Below are 20319 nucleotides of genomic sequence, written 5' to 3'. Positions count from 1 at the left end.
GTTAGAAGAAAAGCGGTTGGTAATATTAATTGATTCAACTAAGCTAGAGCTTCATAGGATATTTAGGTGAGAACAAGCAATAATGAAACTAGATGATGACATCCATAATTATTATGAACATCTTATTTTAGAAAGAATCGAATCAATGGATCTAACGTCCAACAAATCCTCAGACTATATAGCTGACTTATGTTGCCTAGCGCTGAATCAACTTCCACCAAGATACATACGTTTCGACGTAGACATGTCTTTTTATCTTCCACAAAATGAACGTCAGCAAATGGAAATGAATGTAGTTAATGCGGTATCTAAAGCAATGAGCTACTTAGATAATCCTAAACCAGAAAAGTCTTAATGCTTGGACTAAATAAAAGAAGGGGGAAAGTTGGGTGGCGGCCCCTCAGCCACATTCCGGCACATGAGTCGTCTGCTACGGCTGCTCCCTTCCGGGCCTGACCGATTTCACAGAGTATCATTGCGGAAGGACCAAAAGGCCACCATAGAAACTCGAATTCAGTAACCTTAATAAGAACTAAGAGTCATTGAATCGGCGCGCATTATGACCAAAGCCGTATTAATATGCAAGGTTGAATTCATCTACTTACAACTAGTTGCTGAATTTTCATCCTATAACTTAGCAAAAGCCACATTGCGCACTGTGTAATTGATTATTCTGATAGAAAGCGTTCTTCAGCCATCCGATTAGAAATCACATTGGTTGGTTGCTGTTCTGCTTCCGCGCGTTCATATATTTGCGTTAACGTATCAGCTATACCTTCAATGTGGCTGCGCATCGCTTCTGCAGTGCTGAGCATACGTTGGTGGTAAATGTCGATAACACCACCAGCATTAATAACGTAATCAGGGGCATAGAGCACGCCTTTTTCACGCAATAGCTCCCCCATCGACTCCCGCGCCAATTGATTATTTGCCGCACCAGCAATGACTTTCGCTTTTATTCTGTTCAAGGTTTGTTGATTGACAGATGCTCCCATGGCACAAGGCGCATAAACATCCACATCAAGATCAAAAATGTCATCCGGACTAACCGCTGTTGCTGCAAACTTTTCAACGGCCAAATTAACATTATCAGGATAGATATCCGTCACATAGAGTTCTGCGCCATGCTGATATAGATGCTCAGCTAAACGAAAACCCACATGTCCCATCCCCTGAACTGCTACTTTTACCCCTTTTAAATCCGAACCTAACGCATATTTAACTGACGCTTCCAAACCTTTAAACACACCGTAAGCTGTAGAAGGCGCTGGGTTACCATCGGCTTCACCACCGTCAACACGGTACTTTGCTTGAATTCCAGACACATGAGCCGTATTTTCAGCCATGATCTTAATGTCAGATACCGCAATACCAGAATCTTCAGCAGTGATGTAACGTCCGCCCATTTGCTCAACAAAGGTTCCCATAGCCGCCATCAGCTCGGGACTTTTTTGTTTTCGGGGATCACCTATGATGACCGCTTTGCCACCGCCCAACTTTAATTGCGCCATGGCTGCCTTATAGGTCATCCCTTTTGATAATCTCAGTACATCATTGAGTGCTTCTTCACTGCTTGCATAAGGCCACATTCTGCAACCACCTAGAGACGGACCAAGGTTTGTATTATGCACCGCAATAATTGCCTGCAAACCGGTTTTTTTGTCTTTAAAAAACGCCACTTGTTCATGGCCATCAAATTCTAAGTGATCGAACACTGACATTGTGAAACCCTATAAATAGATTGTTATTTTTCAGTATAGTAGCGCAACGTGCTGAGGATATGTTTTGCTAAGATTTTTACACTGACAGAAAAGACGCAATCCTGTAACGATTGGATTCCAACATTTAGGATAATTATCCTAGTATCTTCTCTTGAAAAAGATAGAGATTTTGCGCATGCTCCACTATTAAATAAAATAATCCACTTTTGACAAGACCACCTTATGAAGTTTGATAAATTTGACCGTGAAATTCTACGAGTTTTACAAAAAGACGCCACTGTATCTATGGCCGAATTGAGCCAAAAAGTAGGCCTGTCTCACACGCCTTGTTGGCGTCGCGTAAAACGCATGGAAGCCGATGGTATTATCAAGCAGAAAGTTACTATCTTAGATAACAAAAAACTCAACCTTGGGGTATCCGTATTTATTTATGTGACCTTGAAAAATCACGATGGTGAGTCCCTCAACGAATTTGAAGCTTCAGTGCAAAGCATCGATGAAATTGTTGAATGTCACACCACCAGTGGTGACAAAGATTATTTATTAAAAGTCATTGTTGAGAGTATTGAAGAATATGAACATTTACTCAAAAGTAAGCTCACTAACTTGCCTTTAGTTGATCATCTTAGCTCTACGTTTGCCCTCAAACAGGTTAAGAACACCACAGAGCTACCAATTAAAAACATATAAGTTCAACTTACATAGCATCAACCTGGTTTTCAGGTTTGGCATCGATAAATGCCTGTAGTTGGTTACAATTGTTAGCGACACGCTGAATCAAAGGGAACTGATTCATGTCTACACCATATCGTTCAGCGTTGTAAACCTGAGGAATTAAAAATACATCAGCCATGCTCAGATCGAATCCAAAACAATAATCAGCAACGGTATTCGTCAGTCTTTTTTCAATTCCTTTGAAACCCGTTTCAATCCAATGTTTACACCATTTTGCCGTGTCTTTATCATTAGCTTGAAAAGTTGTTTTCAGGTGGCGCAATATTCGCAGGTTAGTAACCGGTTGCACATCACAAGCAATATCCTGAGCAAATGCGCGCACTCTCGCCCTGTCTAAACGATGAATAGGTACTAATTTTACCGGCTCTTCATAACGTTCATCGATATATTCAATAATCGCCATCGATTGATTGAGAAAAATATCTTCATCGTCGTCTACAAAAGTTGGAACCAACTGGGCTGGATTGAGAGCTGTGTATTGCTCACTAAATTGCGAACCACCATCTTTTGCTAAGTTAACCGGCACATAAGTATATTCTAGTTGTTTTATATTAAGTGCAATTCGAGCTCTATATGAAGCAGATGAACGCCAATAACCATGTAAATATAAACTCACTTGTTTCTCCTCGAAGCAACGATATATGCAAATGTCATAGATTCAGGTATTAACATAACTCAGCCTCAACAATTTGTTGTTCGATGCTGCCGAATATATTGTTTCCATGCTCGTCTTTCATTTCAATTTTGATGTGATCACCAAACTTCATAAATTCAGTGCTAGGCTCGCCATCTCGAATGGTTTCGATCATCCGCACTTCTGCAATACAAGAATAGCCCACACCACCTTCAGCAATGCTAGTCCCGTATTCGGTGCCTTGCTTGTTAGAGACTGTGCCCGAACCAATTATAGTCCCAGCACTCAAATTACGACTTTTGGCTGCATGGGCAACTAACTGGGAAAAGTCGAAAGTCATATCAACACCGGCTTGAGGGCAGCCAAATAGTTCGTGGTTATATTCAGAGATCAGTGGCAAATGTACTTTATTATCAACCCATTTATCAGCCAATTCATCAGGCGTAACGGCCACAGGCGAAAAAGCAGAAGCAGGTTTGGATTGAAAGAAGCCAAAACCTTTGGCTAACTCGCCAGGAATTAACCCACGCAGAGAAACATCATTAACTAACATAATTAATTTAATATGTTGCCCCGCGTTTTCAGGAAGTGTTCCCATGGGCACATCATCAGTGACTATTGCCACCTCAGCTTCAAAGTCTATTCCCCATTTATCACTGGGTAATGGAACATCGTCGGTTGGGCCAATAAAGTCGTCAGAGCCACCTTGATACATTAGCGGATCATTCCAAAAACTCTCTGGAATCTCAGCACCTCTGGCTTTTCGAACTAACTCCACATGATTAACATAAGCGCTTCCATCTGCCCATTGGTAAGCTCTAGGAAGAGGAGACTCACATTTTTTACTGTCAAAGGGCAAGGTATCTGTGAGCTTTGAGGCATTTAATTGTTGATATACTGATTCGAGTTTAGGGCTTGTCTGCGCCCAATCATCCAATGCCTGTTGCATAGTGCTAGCAATTTCAGTCACTAAAACACATTGGGTTAGCGTTTTATTTACCACCACTAGTTGACCGTCGCGGCTGGCATTTTTATAACTTGCTAATTTCATGGCAATCCTTTTTAAATAATTATTTCACTTGCCAACTATTTACATAGTCGGGGTTTTCAACCAATGAAGATATTTCCGAAACTTCCAAAGCGTCCCTCGTATCTAACATCACAGCCACTTCATCAGTGAAGGTTTTTTTATGCGCTTTGCCAGCAGCAAATGCTTTGGGATGCGGTCCGTGAGTAAAACCAGCAGGGTGAAAAGTCACCATACCTTTTTCGATATTGTCACGGGAGAAAAAGTCACCTTGGTGATAAAACAAGACTTCATCGTAGTCGTCATTGTTATGGTAGAACGGCACTTTCAATGCACCTGGATCACTTTCTATTGGTCTTGGAACGAAGGTACAAATAACAAACCTACTTGCAACAAAGGTGGTGTGGGCCGAAGGCGGTAAATGATATCGATGGCTCATTAATGGTCGAATATCTCGCCAGTTAATGCGCACTACGCTCAAATCACCGTGCCAGCCTACCGCATCGAGGGGGTTAAATGGGTAAGTCACTTCGGATATTTGATTGTGGCGCTTTATTTCCACTTGCCATCTTTGTTCGCTGTATTGCGCTTTGAATTTTTGGTTTATCGCAGGGACATCTAACATCCCAGCGTCAAAAATAGCATGGGGACCAACCAAGCCTTTTTCAGGCAATTGATAGCTATCGTTGGTCGCTTCAATCATCAGAATCTGCATATCTGAATCAGGTTCAATACGCCACAAAGTTGCACGAGGAATGACCACGTAATCGCCCTGAGTTATACTCAAATGTCCATAATCACAATATAATTGCCCTGCTCCTTGATGAATAAATAACAATTCATCACCGTCGGCATTTCTGGCTAATTTTTGCATTGCTGTGTGACAATGCCACATACGATATCGACAATGGGCATTGAATAATATTTCAGCAGCGCTCCACGGAGAATTTCCGTTCATCTCAACATTTTTGTGTTGCAACAAATTTAAATCAAACGCCCTTGGCCGCAATGGACCTTGCCATTCAATCCAACCGGTCGGTGCATGGGTGTGATGCAAATGTGTGGCTGGTCCAAAAAATCCGTTGCGGCCAATTTCCCGTTCAAAAATAGCTTGTTCGGGAAAATCAGCATGGGCTTGGCGCGAGCAAGTTCCCTCTTGCCGAGGAAAATGAATCCATTTACGCATCAGATTTTTCACCGTTATTTTCGATCACACCTCGTCTAATTTGATCTTGTTCAATTGATTCAAACAAAGCTTTGAAATTGCCTTCCCCGAAACCTTCATTACCTTTGCGTTGAATGATTTCAAAAAATACGGGACCAATCACAGTGTCAGTAAAAATCTGTAACAAAATCCCATCTTTCATTGGCGCACCATCGATCAGTATTTTCAGCTCTTGCAAGGTCGCGAGATCTTCACCGTGCCCCTCTACTCTGTTATTTACATTCTCATAATAGGTATCAGGAGTATCCATAAATTTAAGACCGCGGGCTTTCAAGGTTCGCACGGTTTCATAAATATCTTCGGTAGACAAAGCGATATGCTGGATCCCTTCACCATTGTATTCGCGGATGAACTCTTCAATTTGAGATTTATCATCTGATGATTCGTTAATAGGGATACGTATTTTGCCGCAAGGAGACGTCATGGCTTTGCTGACTAATCCGGTCAATTTGCCTTCAATATCAAAATAACGAATTTCTCTAAAGTTACCTATACGCTCATAAAAATTCGCCCAAACCGCCATATTCCCGCGTTTAACGTTATGGGTAAGATGGTCAAGTACAGCTAAACCAGCATTGGCACTTTGCATACGCTCTTGCCAATCCGGATAGAACTTGAAATCAATGTTATAAATTGACTCATCACCGTAGCGATCGACAAAGTACAGAGTACTTTCGCCAATCCCATAAACTGCAGGGATATTTAATTCCATTGCCCCCAAATTACCAACAAATTGCTTAGCACCATTTTTCACGGCATGCTGCAATGCTTTGCCTGCATCTTTGACGCGAAATGCCATGCCACAAACACTAGGACCACGTAACCGAGCAAATTCCTCTGCTTGCGACGCGGGCTCTGCATTGACAATAAAATTGATATCACCTTGTTTGAACAACCAAACACGTTTGGAACGATGCTGTGCAACTTCTGCAAAACCCAGCGATAGGAATAAATCTTTAAGATCCTGAATGCCCTTATCATCAGCTGCGGTGTATTCCACAAATTCGAAGCCGTCACAATGCAAAGGGTTATAATGAATGTCTGTTGTCATAGGTATTTCTCGCAAAAGTTAAACAAGTAGATGTCTATACTTAAGCCTATTATTTAGCAGAACAGAAGTGTCTGCTTTACAATAGTTTTTTACTGAAAACCTCAAAATTTGTAACGTAATTTTTACATTTACCTGCAGGCATTAAAAAGCCGCTAAAAAGCGGCTTTTTATGTCAACAAAAATGAACAGTACAAAAATAACTGTACCTAAATTTTTACAGTCTTCTTATTGATGCCATATTCGCGTAATTTGTTTGCAATTGCGGTATGGCTCAAACCTAACTTTTTAGCAAGTTGACGAGTGCTGGGATAAAATGGATAGAGCCGTCGTAACAAGCTTTTCTCGTATCGCTTCACTTCTTCTTCCAACGAGCCTTCGAACTCTTCAGGGATAAAGTTTAGGTTTGTTGAACTGCTCGGCAGTTGAATATGCTCCTTGCACATTTCATTACCTTCCAGCAAAGACAATGCGCGATAAAGGGCGTTTTCAAGTTGCCTAACGTTACCTGGCCAAGAGTAAGATTGTAAATAATCGACACATGACTTACTTAATTTAGGCGCTCGACGACCCAATTTCATGCAATGTTGCTTAATGAAGCGATCAGCTAAGGGAATGATATCGGATTTTCGTTCACGCAACGAAGGCACGGTTAAACTCAACACATTGAGACGATAATAGAGGTCTTCTCTAAACTGCCCTTCTTCAACTAACTTAGCCAAATCTTTTTGAGTTGTACAAACGATTCTGACGTCAACTGTCACCTCGTTGCTATCTCCAACCCTGCGAAATGTTCCATTTTGCAGTACTCGCAGTAACTTAGACTGTAAGTGATCTGACATATCCCCCACTTCATCTAAGAAAAGAGTTCCACCTTTGGCTTGTTCCAAAATCCCCGCTTTACCTTCGGTTTGACCAAATTCTCCTGGGGCATAGCCAAATAACTCTGTTTCAGCCACATTATCCGGTAATGATGCACAATTGAGCGGCAGAAATTGCCCACTGGCTCGACGACTTGCCTCATGGCAGGCTCTTGCTAGCATTTCTTTGCCCGTTCCTGTTTCGCCGAAAATCAAAATAGGCCCATCTAATTCGGCCATCCGAGTGGCTTCTTTGACGACCTTTTTCATTACATTGCTGCTGGCCTGCACAGAGGCGAAACTATCATTGCTGATTTGGTGGAATACGGTAAGTTGTTGCTCCAATCTAAATTCAGATTTAAGCATTAGCAAAGCGCCGGCTAAAATAGACGAGCCACCAGCATCCGGTATCATGACAGGCAATATATCAGCTAAAAAATCTTGTTCTAAAAAACTAACTTTCTGGGTCTGTGCGGTAGCAGGATTCCCTTCAAACCATTTTTGAAAAGTAAAACCACGCACAAATTCGCCAATCTCTTCACCCAACAAACTTTCAGAGCTTTGTTCGACACTTGCGGTTACGGCTTCGTTAACCAGCAAAATACGCCCTCTAGTATCTAAAGAAAATATGGGATCGGGTAGAGTTTGCAGCAATGCGCGAAGCTGATTTTGCTCCCTTTCTATTGGCATGAAAGGCGTTGTTTTAACGTCTTCAATGCCTTTAATACGCCGGATTTCTGGCATAAACTGCTGAAAATCCTCAAACTTAATATTCGGGAAGTTTAAGAAAATTTTTCCCGCAATATCAATTTCAATGCCACGTAAATCAATTTCGTAATTAACTAATATGTCTAATACATCTTGCGCTATGCCCAATCTGTCCTGACAAATAATTTCCAATCGCATGGGGTCACGATCCATAATAAAAGGTGTAAAGATATTATTACAAATTATTGGGGTTGTCTTCAAATTCAGTGAGGTGGGTAACCTAAATTTAAGACAAAAGGTGAAAAACGCTCCAGTTTTAACATGAAGCGTTATTTTTAATAGAAAGTATCATTATCAACCAATCGAACAATTCTTAGGTGTATATCTAAAACTATTCGAGAGTTAACTAACTAACTTATCTTTGCTTTCAAAAAGCGGCGCTTTCAAACCTAATTTTTTCGCCGTATTCACCAATGCCATAATATCGAGCTGGGTTAATTCAAACAATTGATCAAAGTGATTTAATGTGAAATAAACCGGTTGCATGATGTCAATGCGATAGGGAGTGCGCAGTGCCTCTAGTGGCACCATCTCTTGTCTTATTGGTTTCTCACTTTCTAAGGCATAAATTGTTTCACCAGGTGAAGATAAAATCCCTCCCCCATAAATTCGCGTCCCGTCTGCTGTGTGCAACAAACCAAACTCAACGGTGAACCAATATAATCTAGCTAAGTATGCTCTATCCTGTTTATTCGCTGCCAACCCCAACTTTCCATATGTATGGGTGAAATGTGCAAAAGATGGATTGGTTAATAATGGGCAATGGCCAAATATTTCGTGAAAAATATCCGGTTCCTGAAGATAATCAAAATCCTCACGATTGCGAATAAATGTGGCGACCGGAAACTTTTTATTGGCTAATAAAGTGAAAAACGCATCAAAGTTAATCAGTGACGGAACCTGTTCCACCTGCCAACCTGTGGTGGCTGCTAGAACCTGATTCACTTCGCCTAATTGCGGAACTCTATCGGTAGGCAAGTCGAGTAAACTAAGTCCTTGCATAAACTCATCACATGCCCTATTTTGAATAATCGCAATCTGTCGTTGGTATAAGTCTCTCCAAACCAAATTCTCACTTTGTGACCAGTCAACAAGGCCATTTTGATCCATACTTCGAGAAGAATATTTAGTTGTTTTTGGCATTTGTATTCCTCGACTTCCCATCTTGCAAAAGTCTTATTCTGTTCGTTTTTCTTTCAATCTAGATGAAAGAAAAACGTGCAATTTGCTAAATCTCAATGTCTTTAAGTCTACTTAATTAAGATTAAAGGAACAGAAGTCGAGGTATATAGAGTTTTTCAAAAAATGTAACATTAATTTTACATAAGAACAGAGTTTTCCATTAAATACAAAAACTTATGATGTTACCTTTTTCAAGTCAGCAAGTAATTGTTGGGTAAGTTTTGACAACCCAGGAGGTTTACTTGCAATCCAAGGCAAGGGACGACATGCATGCATTGCCTTTATTCCAATTCGTGTGGTTAACACGCCCGCGCCTAAACCTTGAGCGACTCTTGATGATAGTTTCCCCGTTACCCCAGCGCCAAGTGCATAATTTCCTGCGTCACTTATAATCTCCGCAGCGCCAGCGATTAGCATTGATTTAAACACTCGTTTAACCAAACTAATTCGTCCCCAGTATCCCAACTGAATCCCGTAACATTGGCTCACTTGTTTAAGCATGACTAAATTGCGCCACAAAACCACTGCCATGTCTAATAACGCAAAGGGACTCACGGCAATCATAGCGGCCGAAGCAGAAGCATGTTTAGTCACGCAAGCTAAGGCTTTTTGGTCTACTTTTTGGAGCACTTTTTGATCAAATAACTGCAAAACTTCACTATCAACATGATGTGCCTGTACGGTACTTTTCCATTGACCAATTTCCGCTTCATATTCATTTGCAGGCAAATTCGCGATCAGCTTTTCACAAAATCCTTCTGACTGTCCTATGGTTGGTGCCGCGAGCAATTGCAGTGCTTGTTGTTTAAATTCATCATGCCGTTTGAGGTGCGCCAGTCCGCGCCATTGGGAAAATAACTCTTTTGCTGCCATCACTACAATCAACGAAAACAAAATAAGCCAAATAGCCGACAAAAAATCTTCAGTTAAATAAACTTCGCGAATGAACAAAGCGAGTTCGGCGCAGCCAAGCCCTAAGGCCAACAGCAGTAACCAGAATAATTTAGAACTCTTTGCTGTTTTTAGGTTTTGAGGATCATCAAAATCATCGGTTTGCTCTGTTTCGGGGCTGCTTTGCTCCCAAACCACATCAGCTTGCAAAAGAGTGGCAGGCTTAATTTTATGGGACGACTCAACTGTTGCTTGCTCTGCCCCGTCATTTTGCTCTTCTGTCAGTATTAAACTAGATTGAATACTGTCCTTAGCAGGTTGTTCTGATTGACTCATAACTTCACTCCAGTTTGTCACCTAACACAAATTCCAATACATGGTCTAACCGTATATGTGGAAAGGCACTTTTGTTGTCGCCTTTTGGCATCGGACGAAAATTCGGAAAAGCAAAACCTTGATGCTGCCAAAATGACTGTGCAGGGCATTCTTTAGGCACTTCTCCTGGAAACAAAGTAATTGCTTTGCCTTCAATAGTGGTGCCTTTAAGCACTTGAACAGCCTCTCCATTTAGTATGCTACTGCCTACTTGTGAGGCACGTATGGCGCTAAAAGCAGTGGATTCGGTTGCGACTCCTTCATATTGAATATGCTGTCTAGCCTCATGGATCATTGATTCTAAAAGCATCACCAAATTAGGTTGTTGCTCTGGGGTTATATGGTCTGATTTACTCGCAGCAAACATCAGTTTGTCGATGTTAGGTGAGAATATTCGTTGTAAAATATTACTGGTACCATAGTGAAAACTGCCTAATAACCAATTGATGGCTTTGCGTAAATCATTAAAACTATGGGCTCCCATATTCAAAGCAGATAAACAATCGACCAAAATAATTTGTCGATCAAAACGTTTAAAATGCTTTTTGTAAAACGGTCGAATGACTTTATTCTGATATTGTTCAAAACGGCTGCTCAGCAAATCCAATAATTCAGAGTTTTCACCGTTAGCTTGATTGTCAGACGCTAACTTCAGTTGCGCTGGATTTAACGGAAAGAACTGCAACACAGGCGCCCCCACTAACTCGCCCGGTAGCACAAAACGACCAGGTTGAATAAGTTGATAACCTTGAGCCTTACACTCATGAAGAAACTGGGTAAACAGGTTGGAAATATGTTGAATTTGCATCTCATCTGCAGTCCCAGTCAAATCTAAGTTATTCAATTCAGATTTAAAATCCTCAGCCAGTGAACTCTTAGTTGGATCGTGCAAGTCGTCCCAAAAATTCTGGCACCACTGCACATAATCCAATTCTAATAACGGTAAATCGAGAAGCCATTCTCCGGGATAGTCAGTAATATCCAATGTTAAGGTACTGTATTCGGATACTAATCTGCGCAGTCGTGACTGATTGCGATATTTAATTAGCAACCGCACCTGAGACACTCCATTGGTAGATTCTGGCCACTTTGGTGGTTCACTGTTTAGGCTTTCTAGCCCCTGTTCATAGGCGAAACGGGCAACGGTTACATCTGGCTGAACGTCGCGCTTAACACCAATTAGTCGATTCTCAGATACCACCGAGAAAAACGGCAAATCAGATGACTCTCGAGCATTCAGTAATTGATTTACCAAAGAAGTGATAAACGCGGTTTTACCACTTTTACTCAGGCCCGTCACCGCTAGACTCACGTGATGATCCATCAGCCGGTTCCCCAACACTTTGGCTTGATCTTGAAAACGTTGCACTGAAGAGTTTTGGGTTATTTTAGATAGCAATCAAATGACTCCTGAGATGACAGAACAGGTTAGCGAGCGAAGTACAATAAAAGGATATTACCTGTGTTTAATTTACAAGCAAAATCTGACTGATAAGTTAATCACGATGTATGCAAGGGTTTTTAATGGGATGATCAACTACCAGACTCTGGTTATTTGCCAAATAGTAAGCAAACCAACCTACATAAAACTGCACCAAGCATTGGTTTAAACAAGGTGCAGTTTGAAAAAACGACTAGCTTAATTGCTCATTAAACCGCTAGAGTTTGTTAATTTCGCGATTCAACTGAAATTCAGATGAAGTAACATAGGTTTCAATCTTTCTCAAACGCGCTTCCGTTCGTAAATATTGCTGTTTGATATCATAAAAAGCTTGCTTTGGAGGCTCTCCAGCCTGCCAAACCTTTGACTTAACCGCCACTTTTTTATCTGCATCATCAATATCGTTATGCCAACCTTTTACACCAGACTTGCCATGAAAGTGATGTTGGCCTTGTGAACTATGTTTAGATTCAGGTGTTTTTTTATCTAAAATGAACCAAGCAGCGATGTAAAATACTGGAATAAATGGCCCAGCGAGTAACAACATGGCGGCGACTGCAGCAATTCGAACTAGCCAAGTCTCTATTCCAAAGTACTCAGCAATCCCTGCACAGACACCGGCAATTTTTCCATTTTCCGAATCGCGCTGTAATTGCTTGCGTGGTGTCATGATTTATTTCTCCAATCTGGTGATTCCGCATCCAAAATGGCTTCTAAAGTCTGGATACGATCTGCCATCATTTCAGCCTTGTTGGATAATTCCTGTAATGACTTATATTCATCTTCAGATAACCCTTGGCTGACCTGCTTTTTACTTCGGTAATGCAGAATCAACCAAATAGGTGCGACAATTATCATGAAAATAATAGTAGGTACGCCTACCGTCACAATCAATATATCTTCCACGGTGTTACTCCTTCCTGGCCACTACTTTTATTTTTTAGCTTTACTATTTTTAGTCTGTACTTTTTTCTTAAGCGCTGCCAGTTCATCGTCAATCACATCATCAGATGCTAAATCAGCAAATTCATCAGCTAAAGTTTTCTTACCTAAATCATAGGCATCAACCTGTGATTCCAAATCATCAATTTTACGCTCGTATTGTTCGAAACGTCCCATCGCTGCATCAACTTTGCTGCTATCTAAGGTGCGTTTCACTTCAAGACGAGAGCTCACTGTCTTCTGACGCATGATAATCGTTTTTTGACGAGCTTTTGCATCGGCTAACTTATCTTGCAATTGGCCAATTTCGCCCTGTAGCTTGCTGATTTGTTCATCAATAAGCGCTAATTCCTTAGCTAAAGAATCACTGTGTTCAACACACTTTTTCTTTTCTTGTAATGCAGCTCTGGCAAGATCTTCACGATCTTTACTCAATGCCAGTTCAGCCTTAGATTGCCAATCTTCAGCTTCATTGGTTAATTTTGTTATCTGTGAGCTAATATCTTTTTTATTAGCTAGGGTCTTAGCTGAGGCAGAACGCACCTCGACTAATGTATCTTCCATTTCTTGGATAATGAGGCGAACCATTTTTTCTGGATCTTCAGCCTTATCAAGTAATGAATTAATATTTGAGTTCACGATGTCTGTAAAACGCGAGAAGATACCCATAATCTTTTCCTCTACTTCAAGTTATCGAATAAATAAATGCTTTTGGCATTTGCTGTAATTGATTATTCAATATACGGGCCAACTAATTAAATCAGTTTAACCTTATGATTTTTAAATAAAAACAATTTTATTCCTTAACTTTATGATTTTAGCGTATTATGATTATCAACCACATATTAGCGAATTCGACCACTTTTTACTTTGATGAACAAATACGTGAGCTAAAACTAACTATTTAGTAAAGGTTTAAACGTTAATTGCATCGTCGAATATAGTAGTCTAACAGCTACAATTTTCAAATAGAGGAAATGTGTCAATGAGCCGATTTCGTCAACAAGACAATCTGCTAGGACAGTCCAATAGCTTCCTTGAAGTGCTTGAACAAATATCTCAAATTGCGCCTTTGAACAAACCTGTTCTAATCATTGGTGAAAGAGGGACTGGTAAGGAACTAGTGGCAGCTCGTCTGCATTATTTGTCTAAGCGTTGGGAACAAAATTATTTAAAGCTCAATTGCGCAGCGCTAAGTGAAAGCTTATTAGAAACTGAACTGTTCGGATACGAAGCTGGCGCGTTCACTGGTGCTCAAAAACGACGAGAAGGTCGTTTTGAGGTCGCTAACAATGGCACCCTTTTCTTAGACGAGCTGGCCAACACTTCAGGTCTGATTCAAGAGAAACTGCTAAGAGTTATCGAATATGGTGAATTTGAACGGGTTGGCGGTTCTCGCTCCGTAAAGGTGGATGTGCGAATTGTAGCGGCAACCAATGAAGATTTACCCTCATTAGCCGCCTCAGGTGAGTTTAGACCGGATTTACTAGACCGACTCGCATTCGATGTTATTACTCTCCCTCCATTACGTGAACGCCTAGAAGATATTATGATGCTGGCCGAACATTTCGCGATTAATATGGCGCGAGAATTAGAAATGGAGTTATTTAGTGGCTTTACTGAGAAAGCCAAACGCACTTTGCTCGAATATGAATGGCCGGGCAACATTCGTGAACTGAAAAACGTTGTGGAACGAGCAGTCTATCGAAGCAATAACCCACATGTGCCAGTTCATCAAATCGTGTTAGATCCCTTTGAGTCTGTTTTTCGACCAAAAGGCAGAATTAAAACCCAAGACCGGATTAGCGCAGTGGTGCCACCAGCAGCAGTAACGCCATCAGCTCCGACAGAAAGCGCAACAAATACGGACGAACCTGTTAAAGCAAAACAGAAAGCCTTTCAGTTTCCTGTTGATTTGAAAACACTGTCACAAGAATTTGAGGTCGACTTAATTAAACAGGCATTATCTGATAGTCAATTTAATCAAAAAAAGACCGCAGAGAAGTTATCTTTGACCTATCATCAATTACGCGGTTATCTAAAAAAATATAATTTATTGGACAGTTCCCCAGAAGACATAGAAGATTAAGGTGATGCATCCTAAAACTCCCAATCGATTGTTTCGCTTCACCTTAGCAGTGCTGCTTGCGCTGAGTATTAGTGGTTGTTTTGATGGCACAACAGCAACTTCCTCTGTGACCGGTGTCATTTATTGTTCGGAAGGCAACCCAACAAGCTTTAATCCACAACTTGACACCTCAGGCACCACATCTGATGCATCCTCTCACCAAATATATGACCGCTTACTCAATTTTGACCCACAATCTGGAAAAATTGTGCCCGCATTGGCCAGTAGTTGGCTAATTAGCCAAGATGGATTGACATATACTTTCCAACTACGCAGAGGCGTAAAGTTTCATAACACCGATTATTTTACGCCTACTCGAACCTTTAACGCCGATGACGTTATTTTCAGTATTGACCGCTGGCGTCTAGACAGCCATCCGTATCATTACGTATCGGGTGGCAACTATCCTTATTTCACGAGTATTGGACTCATCGACTTAATTTCAAATGTGAAACGAATAAATGGTTACCGAGTAGAAATTACCTTAGCCCGCCCTGACAGTTCTTTTTTAGCCAACTTAGCCACTGATTTCGCGGTTATTCTGTCAGCTGAATACGCACAAAAATTAATCTTAAGTAACCAACAAGAACGGATTGATAATTATCCGATTGGCACAGGGCCATTCAGATTTAAAGAGTATAAAAAAGACCATTACATACGTTATAGCAAGCATGAAGACTATTGGCAGCATAAAAACGCACCGAACAAACTTATCTTTGACATTACAACAACGAGCTCGCTCAGGTTAGCTAAACTCATGACAGGTGAATGTGATGCCATCGCATTTCCTGCGCACAGCGAGTTGGATACCATTCGTGAAAGACCAGACCTTACCCTTGATGGCAGGCCTGGCCTCAATGTGGGGTTTTGGGCGTTCAATACGTCGAAATATCCTTTTGATAACCCAAAAGTAAGACGTGCCTTAGCCATGGCGATTGATAAAAATACCTTACTTGAAGCGGTTTATTACGGTAGCGCCGTAAGTGCAAAAAGTCTGTTACCTGAATCATCTTGGGCGTATCAGTCTGATGTGAGTGAAACCAACTATAATCCTGTAATGGCCCGTAAGCTATTACGAGAAAGCGGCATAGACGAAGGGTTTACCATGAATATATGGGCAATGCCCGTTGAAAGAGCGTACAACCCAAATGCCCGTAAAATGGCTGAATTGATGCAAAATTACCTCAATCAAGTAGGCATTCAAGTGAATATTGTTAGTTATGAGTGGACAACATTTCGTGAAAAACTAAAAGAAGGGCAGCACGACTCTGTACTTATCGGCTGGTCAGCAGATAATGGCGACCCAGATAACTTTTACCGTCCTCTGCTAACCTGTTCGGCCATTGAATCTGGTACAAACCGAGCGATGTGGTGTTCTGAGGAATATGATTCCTTGATAAATCAAGCGTTACGATACTCGGAAATAGCACAACGTATCGAATATTATAAATTGGCCAATAAATTGATTGCTGAACAATTACCTTTAGTTCCTTTAGCTCATGCGTATCGTTATCGTGCGCACCGCCGCGAGCTTAACGGATTAGTGATTAATCCGTTTGGTGCAATTCGATTTGGGGACGTAGAGAAACAATGATGTTGATGCAAATCATTCGAAAATTTAATTTGCTTATTCTCACCTTGTTTGTGCTAAGCGTATTATCCTTTGCGTTAGTTTATTTATTCCCTGGCGACCCAATCGTAAACTTAACAGGGTTAAAACATTCTTCTCCTGAAAACCATCAATATCTCATAGAGCTTCATGGTTTTGACCGTTCATATGTCTATCAATATTGGCTTTATTTAAATAATCTATTAGAAGGTCAATGGGGACTAAGTTTTAGCTCTGGTAATCCACTTTGGATGGAAATATCACAAACTTTACCCGCGAGTATGGAACTAAGCGCTTACGCTTTGTTGCTCTCTTTACTAATCGGTGTGCCTTTGGGTTTTCTGGCAGGCTTTCAGCATTACAAGCTATCGGATTACAGCTTATTAGCCGCAAGTGTTATTGGCTATTCGACCCCAGTCTTTTGGCTGTCACTCATCATGATCTTGGTGTTTTCGTTGCAACTTGGCTGGTTTCCACTGTCCGGCAGAATTAGTTTACTTTTCGATATCCCTCATCAAACTGGTTTTATGTTTATCGATATTTTATTAAGTGATTTTGAATTCAAAAATGCCGCCGTTAACAGTGCTCTGCAACATCTTATTTTACCAACCTTGTCTCTGACAATTGTAACCGCATCAATTATATTTCGAATTACACGCCGTTCGGTTATCGATGTGATGGCGAGCCAATATATATTAACCGCCTACACTAGAGGACTAAGTGGATGGCAGGTGGTATTCCGACACGGCGTCAGAAATGCGCTACTGCCGATTATCCCACTGTTTGGTATGCAATTCGCTGTGCTGCTGACAAATGCCATGATAGTCGAAGTTATTTTTTCCTGGCCAGGGATTGGAAACTGGCTAATTCAGGCAATTTTTCAACGGGATTACCCTGCGATTCGTGCGGGTATGTTAGCCGTATCTACAATGGTTATCATTTTAACAGTCTGCACCGACTTGTTAGCCAAGCTGATTAACCCAGCACTAACGGGAGAACGTCGTGCCCAAATTTGATATTTATCAGGAAGAATTCCATCCTTCACCATTGATACATACTTGGTGGGAATTTCGCAAAAGCCATATTGCCGTTTTGGGCTTATGGATATTGGGATTTTTTATATTCCTCGTAGTGTTCGGCCCGCTCATCGCGCCATTTGATCCTTTGCTACAAAACCCCAATGCCTTTCTGGTTAAACCATCGTGGGATGTAAACGGTTCAATTCGACATTTATTTGGAACCGATAGCATAGGACGGGATCTACTCTCGCGGTTAATCTATGGTTGTAGAATGACCCTTGGGATAAGCTTATTATTGGTGCTATTGGCTATGCTAGTTGGCGTAGCATTAGGGGCGTTGGCGGGCATAACTCACGGCGTACGGTCTAGCGTATTAAATCATTTATTGGACTCAATTTTAGCAATACCAACCTTGCTTATTGCCATCGTCATTGTTGGTATTTTAGGTGTTGGTTTGGTCAACAGTATGTGGGCAATAAGTTTGGCACTCATCCCCCAGTTTGTGCATAACACGCGAGAAGTCGTCAGAACCGAAATGGCCAAAGAATATATATTGGCTTCTAAATTAGACGGTGCTAAAAATACCTACCTGTTTTTCTATTGTATTTTGCCGAATATGTACGAAATGTTAGTTGTACAAGGCACAATGGCATTGTCTATTGCAATTTTGGATATTAGCGCCCTAGGGTTTTTAGGATTAGGGGCGCAAGCGCCTGCCCCTGAACTAGGCACTATGCTCTCTGAAGGGCTGCGAGTTGCTTACAAATCGCCATGGAGCATCGCACTACCGGGAAGTGCAATATTTTTAATGGTGTTGTCAGTAAATGTGGTGGGTGACGGTCTTCGCTCAGCACTTCGAAATAGGCTGCAACGTTAATGGCATTGCTAGATATTAAAAATCTAACCCTTGAAATCAACGGTTCAACGGGCTGGATGAAAGCCTTGGATAAAGTGAACTTACGCATTGAAGAAGGCGAGATACGCGCTTTAGTGGGTGAGTCCGGCTCAGGTAAGAGTTTAATCGTCAGAGCCGTTGTTGGGGCGATTCCTGAAAACTGGCGATTAACCGCAGATAGGCTCACTTGGAAAGGTCGAGATTTATTAAAAATTAGCCAAGCCGAACGACGCAAAATAATGCGCAGTGAAATTGCCGTTATTTTTCAAAATCCGATTGCATCATTAGACCCCTCATCCACCCTTGGTGAGCAGTTAATGGAAAGTATTCCTGGACATATTTTGAAAGGGAAATGGTTTTGGCAAAGGAGCAAACAACGACTTCAGATTGCCATCAAACTATTACACAAAGTCGGTATTAAAGATCATAAAAAGTATTTACAAGCCTATCCCAATCAAATTGCCGATGATATTGGTCAGAAATTTTTAATCGCATGTGCTTTGGTCTCTTCACCGCAACTGTTGATTGCCGACGATCCTACCCGTGGCATGGAGATTACGACCAAAATACAGATATTAAAACTGTTGTCGCAACTTAATAAGACACGTAATTTGAGCATTTTATTTGTTAGCCACGATTTGATCGCAATATCGAGTATGGCAAACAAGATGACCGTTTTATATTGTGGTCAAACGGTAGAGGATGGAAAAATGGCGCAACTACGCAAACGCCCGTTGCATCCTTATACCAAAGCGCTATTAGACAGTGCCCCTAGTTTCAGGAAGGATTTGCCGCCTAAATCGCCGCTATCCACCCTCGATGGCACCATTCCCACACTGCAACATTTACCCATCGGCTGTCGACTAGGTCCTCGCTGCCCTCGTGCACAAAGGGAATGTGTTAAGGTGCCTGAACTTAGATATGTACAAGATCATTTCTATAGTTGCCACTTTCCCTTAATACGAGAAAAAGAATGACGGCTTTATTAAAGGTTGAAAACCTCGAGTACACCCAAAAACCGACTAGGAGTCTGTTTAAGAAGCGCTCTGGATTCACGCTAAGTAAAGTGAGTTTCGAATTGAACAGTGGCGAAACCTTAGCAATTTTGGGGGAAAATGGCTCCGGAAAATCCTTGTTAGGAAAACTTTTGGTTGGCGCTGAGATACCAACTGGAGGTAATATATTTTTAAATGGTCAAAAGTTATCGCCACATAATTTACGACAACGCTGTCTTAATATTCGAATGATATTTCAACACAGTAATGAGTCGCTAAATCCTGGTATTAATATCGCCAAAATTTTGGAAGGCCCTTTAATCCTTAACACCCAATTAAGTTCAACTGAACGGTTAAAGAAAATAGAGCAAACCTTAAAATTAGTAGGGTTGTTGCCCGATCACATGTTTTTTTATCGACACATGTTATCTGATGGTCAACGACAACGTTTAGCCTTAGCCAAAGCGCTTATTCTCGATCCACAAGTTATTGTTGCTGATGAACCTTTTGCTGCATTAGATCCCTCGGTTCGCTCGCAGACCATAAACTTGATTATGAAACTACAAAAGGACCTTGGTTTAGGATTTATATTTATTTCTCATAATTTAGGGATTATCAGGCACATCAGTGATCGGGTATTAATTCTGCAAAACGGAAACTTAGTGGAGACAGGTAAAACTGACGTGGTATTCAATTGGCCAAAAAGTGAGTACACCGAAAAGTTAGTTAAATCCCACCTATCACTTATTACCCCAAATTAATTTGAACATAAAAAAACCCGTAGAGTGTGAACCTCAACGGGTTTGTTATAACTTTTTACTTTC

Annotated in this window: 20 protein-coding genes and 1 other RNA gene; 8 read left to right on the top strand and 13 right to left on the bottom strand. The window is 41.1% G+C overall.

The features are described 5' to 3' along the window. Positions 1 to 82: 82 nt before the first annotated feature. Positions 83 to 355 carry a late competence development ComFB family protein gene (locus tag VUI23_RS06200; protein WP_216050114.1) on the top strand — a complete coding sequence of 91 codons (273 nt, stop codon included), beginning with the start codon at positions 83 to 85 and terminating at the stop codon, positions 353 to 355. A 40-nt stretch (positions 356 to 395) separates the two neighbouring features. On the opposite strand, the gene ffs is transcribed toward VUI23_RS06200, so the two are convergent. Further along, positions 396 to 492: signal recognition particle sRNA small type (gene ffs / locus VUI23_RS06195), an RNA gene on the bottom strand. A 176-nt stretch (positions 493 to 668) separates the two neighbouring features. Then, positions 669 to 1721 carry a Glu/Leu/Phe/Val dehydrogenase dimerization domain-containing protein gene (locus VUI23_RS06190; protein WP_216050113.1) on the bottom strand — a complete coding sequence of 351 codons (1053 nt, stop codon included), beginning with the start codon at positions 1719 to 1721 and terminating at the stop codon, positions 669 to 671. Positions 1722 to 1943: 222 nt separating this feature from the next. Here VUI23_RS06190 and VUI23_RS06185 point away from each other — a divergent pair, with 222 nt between their 5' ends. Next, complete coding sequence (locus VUI23_RS06185; protein WP_216050112.1) at positions 1944 to 2411, top strand: Lrp/AsnC family transcriptional regulator; 468 nt, start codon at positions 1944 to 1946, stop codon at positions 2409 to 2411. Positions 2412 to 2418: 7 nt separating this feature from the next. On the opposite strand, the gene maiA is transcribed toward VUI23_RS06185, so the two are convergent. The 11 genes from maiA to pspA form a co-directional block, all read right to left on the bottom strand. Next, positions 2419 to 3072 (bottom strand): maleylacetoacetate isomerase, encoded by a 654-nt coding sequence (gene maiA / locus VUI23_RS06180; protein WP_216050111.1) that lies wholly within the window; start codon positions 3070 to 3072, stop codon positions 2419 to 2421. A gap of 49 nt (positions 3073 to 3121) precedes the next feature. Further along, entirely contained in the window at positions 3122 to 4141 is a 1020-nt protein-coding gene (locus VUI23_RS06175; RefSeq protein WP_342807334.1) for a fumarylacetoacetate hydrolase family protein, read from the bottom strand. 19 nt (positions 4142 to 4160) lie between these two features. Further along, a complete protein-coding gene (locus VUI23_RS06170) occupies positions 4161 to 5303 on the bottom strand; it encodes a homogentisate 1,2-dioxygenase (protein ID WP_342807332.1) in 1143 nt (380 codons plus the stop codon). After that, entirely contained in the window at positions 5296 to 6393 is a 1098-nt protein-coding gene (hppD, locus tag VUI23_RS06165; RefSeq protein WP_216050108.1) for a 4-hydroxyphenylpyruvate dioxygenase, read from the bottom strand. The genes VUI23_RS06170 and hppD overlap by 8 nt, the downstream gene beginning before the upstream one ends. A gap of 206 nt (positions 6394 to 6599) precedes the next feature. Beyond that, entirely contained in the window at positions 6600 to 8156 is a 1557-nt protein-coding gene (gene tyrR / locus VUI23_RS06160) for a transcriptional regulator TyrR (protein ID WP_216050107.1), read from the bottom strand. 204 nt (positions 8157 to 8360) lie between these two features. Next, positions 8361 to 9161: a phenylalanine 4-monooxygenase gene (gene phhA, locus VUI23_RS06155; protein ID WP_303499452.1), complete on the bottom strand. Its 801-nt coding sequence runs from the start codon at positions 9159 to 9161 to the stop codon at positions 8361 to 8363. Between the two features lie 213 nt (positions 9162 to 9374). Next, positions 9375 to 10427, bottom strand: coding sequence for a TIGR01620 family protein (locus VUI23_RS06150; RefSeq protein WP_342807330.1), 1053 nt, complete (start codon positions 10425 to 10427; stop codon positions 9375 to 9377). A gap of 4 nt (positions 10428 to 10431) precedes the next feature. Further along, positions 10432 to 11865 carry a YcjX family protein gene (locus VUI23_RS06145; RefSeq protein ID WP_342807328.1) on the bottom strand — a complete coding sequence of 478 codons (1434 nt, stop codon included), beginning with the start codon at positions 11863 to 11865 and terminating at the stop codon, positions 10432 to 10434. A gap of 259 nt (positions 11866 to 12124) precedes the next feature. Beyond that, the gene (gene pspC, locus VUI23_RS06140) at positions 12125 to 12577 is read right to left on the bottom strand and encodes an envelope stress response membrane protein PspC (protein WP_216050103.1); all 453 of its coding nucleotides are present in this window, start codon (positions 12575 to 12577) and stop codon (positions 12125 to 12127) included. Beyond that, on the bottom strand, positions 12574 to 12813 hold the full coding sequence (gene pspB, locus VUI23_RS06135) for an envelope stress response membrane protein PspB (RefSeq protein ID WP_216050102.1): 240 nt from the start codon (positions 12811 to 12813) through the stop codon (positions 12574 to 12576). Before pspB ends, pspC begins: the two co-directional genes overlap by 4 nt. Before the next feature lie 27 nt (positions 12814 to 12840). Further along, a complete protein-coding gene (gene pspA / locus VUI23_RS06130; RefSeq protein ID WP_303499456.1) occupies positions 12841 to 13518 on the bottom strand; it encodes a phage shock protein PspA in 678 nt (225 codons plus the stop codon). 316 nt (positions 13519 to 13834) lie between these two features. Between pspA and pspF the strand changes: the two genes are divergently transcribed. Genes pspF through VUI23_RS06100 form a run of 6 tightly spaced genes read left to right on the top strand, consistent with a single transcriptional unit; the run spans position 13835 to position 20256 of the window. After that, complete coding sequence (gene pspF / locus VUI23_RS06125; protein ID WP_342807326.1) at positions 13835 to 14938, top strand: phage shock protein operon transcriptional activator; 1104 nt, start codon at positions 13835 to 13837, stop codon at positions 14936 to 14938. A 4-nt stretch (positions 14939 to 14942) separates the two neighbouring features. Further along, positions 14943 to 16571, top strand: coding sequence for an ABC transporter substrate-binding protein SapA (gene sapA / locus VUI23_RS06120; RefSeq protein ID WP_342808248.1), 1629 nt, complete (start codon positions 14943 to 14945; stop codon positions 16569 to 16571). Next, a complete protein-coding gene (locus VUI23_RS06115) occupies positions 16571 to 17602 on the top strand; it encodes an ABC transporter permease (protein WP_303499634.1) in 1032 nt (343 codons plus the stop codon). The genes sapA and VUI23_RS06115 overlap by 1 nt, the downstream gene beginning before the upstream one ends. Then, on the top strand, positions 17589 to 18482 hold the full coding sequence (locus VUI23_RS06110; protein ID WP_216050099.1) for an ABC transporter permease subunit: 894 nt from the start codon (positions 17589 to 17591) through the stop codon (positions 18480 to 18482). Before VUI23_RS06115 ends, VUI23_RS06110 begins: the two co-directional genes overlap by 14 nt. Continuing rightward, positions 18482 to 19477: an oligopeptide/dipeptide ABC transporter ATP-binding protein gene (locus tag VUI23_RS06105; protein ID WP_216050098.1), complete on the top strand. Its 996-nt coding sequence runs from the start codon at positions 18482 to 18484 to the stop codon at positions 19475 to 19477. Before VUI23_RS06110 ends, VUI23_RS06105 begins: the two co-directional genes overlap by 1 nt. Then, positions 19474 to 20256 carry an ATP-binding cassette domain-containing protein gene (locus VUI23_RS06100; protein ID WP_216050097.1) on the top strand — a complete coding sequence of 261 codons (783 nt, stop codon included), beginning with the start codon at positions 19474 to 19476 and terminating at the stop codon, positions 20254 to 20256. Before VUI23_RS06105 ends, VUI23_RS06100 begins: the two co-directional genes overlap by 4 nt. Positions 20257 to 20319: the final 63 nt, after the last annotated feature.

It is taken from the genome of Alteromonas sp. M12 (assembly GCF_037478005.1).
Classification (GTDB): domain Bacteria; phylum Pseudomonadota; class Gammaproteobacteria; order Enterobacterales; family Alteromonadaceae; genus Aliiglaciecola; species Aliiglaciecola lipolytica_A.
The sequence above is the reverse complement of the archived record's forward strand: the minus strand, read 5'-3'. Positions and strand labels throughout refer to the sequence as shown.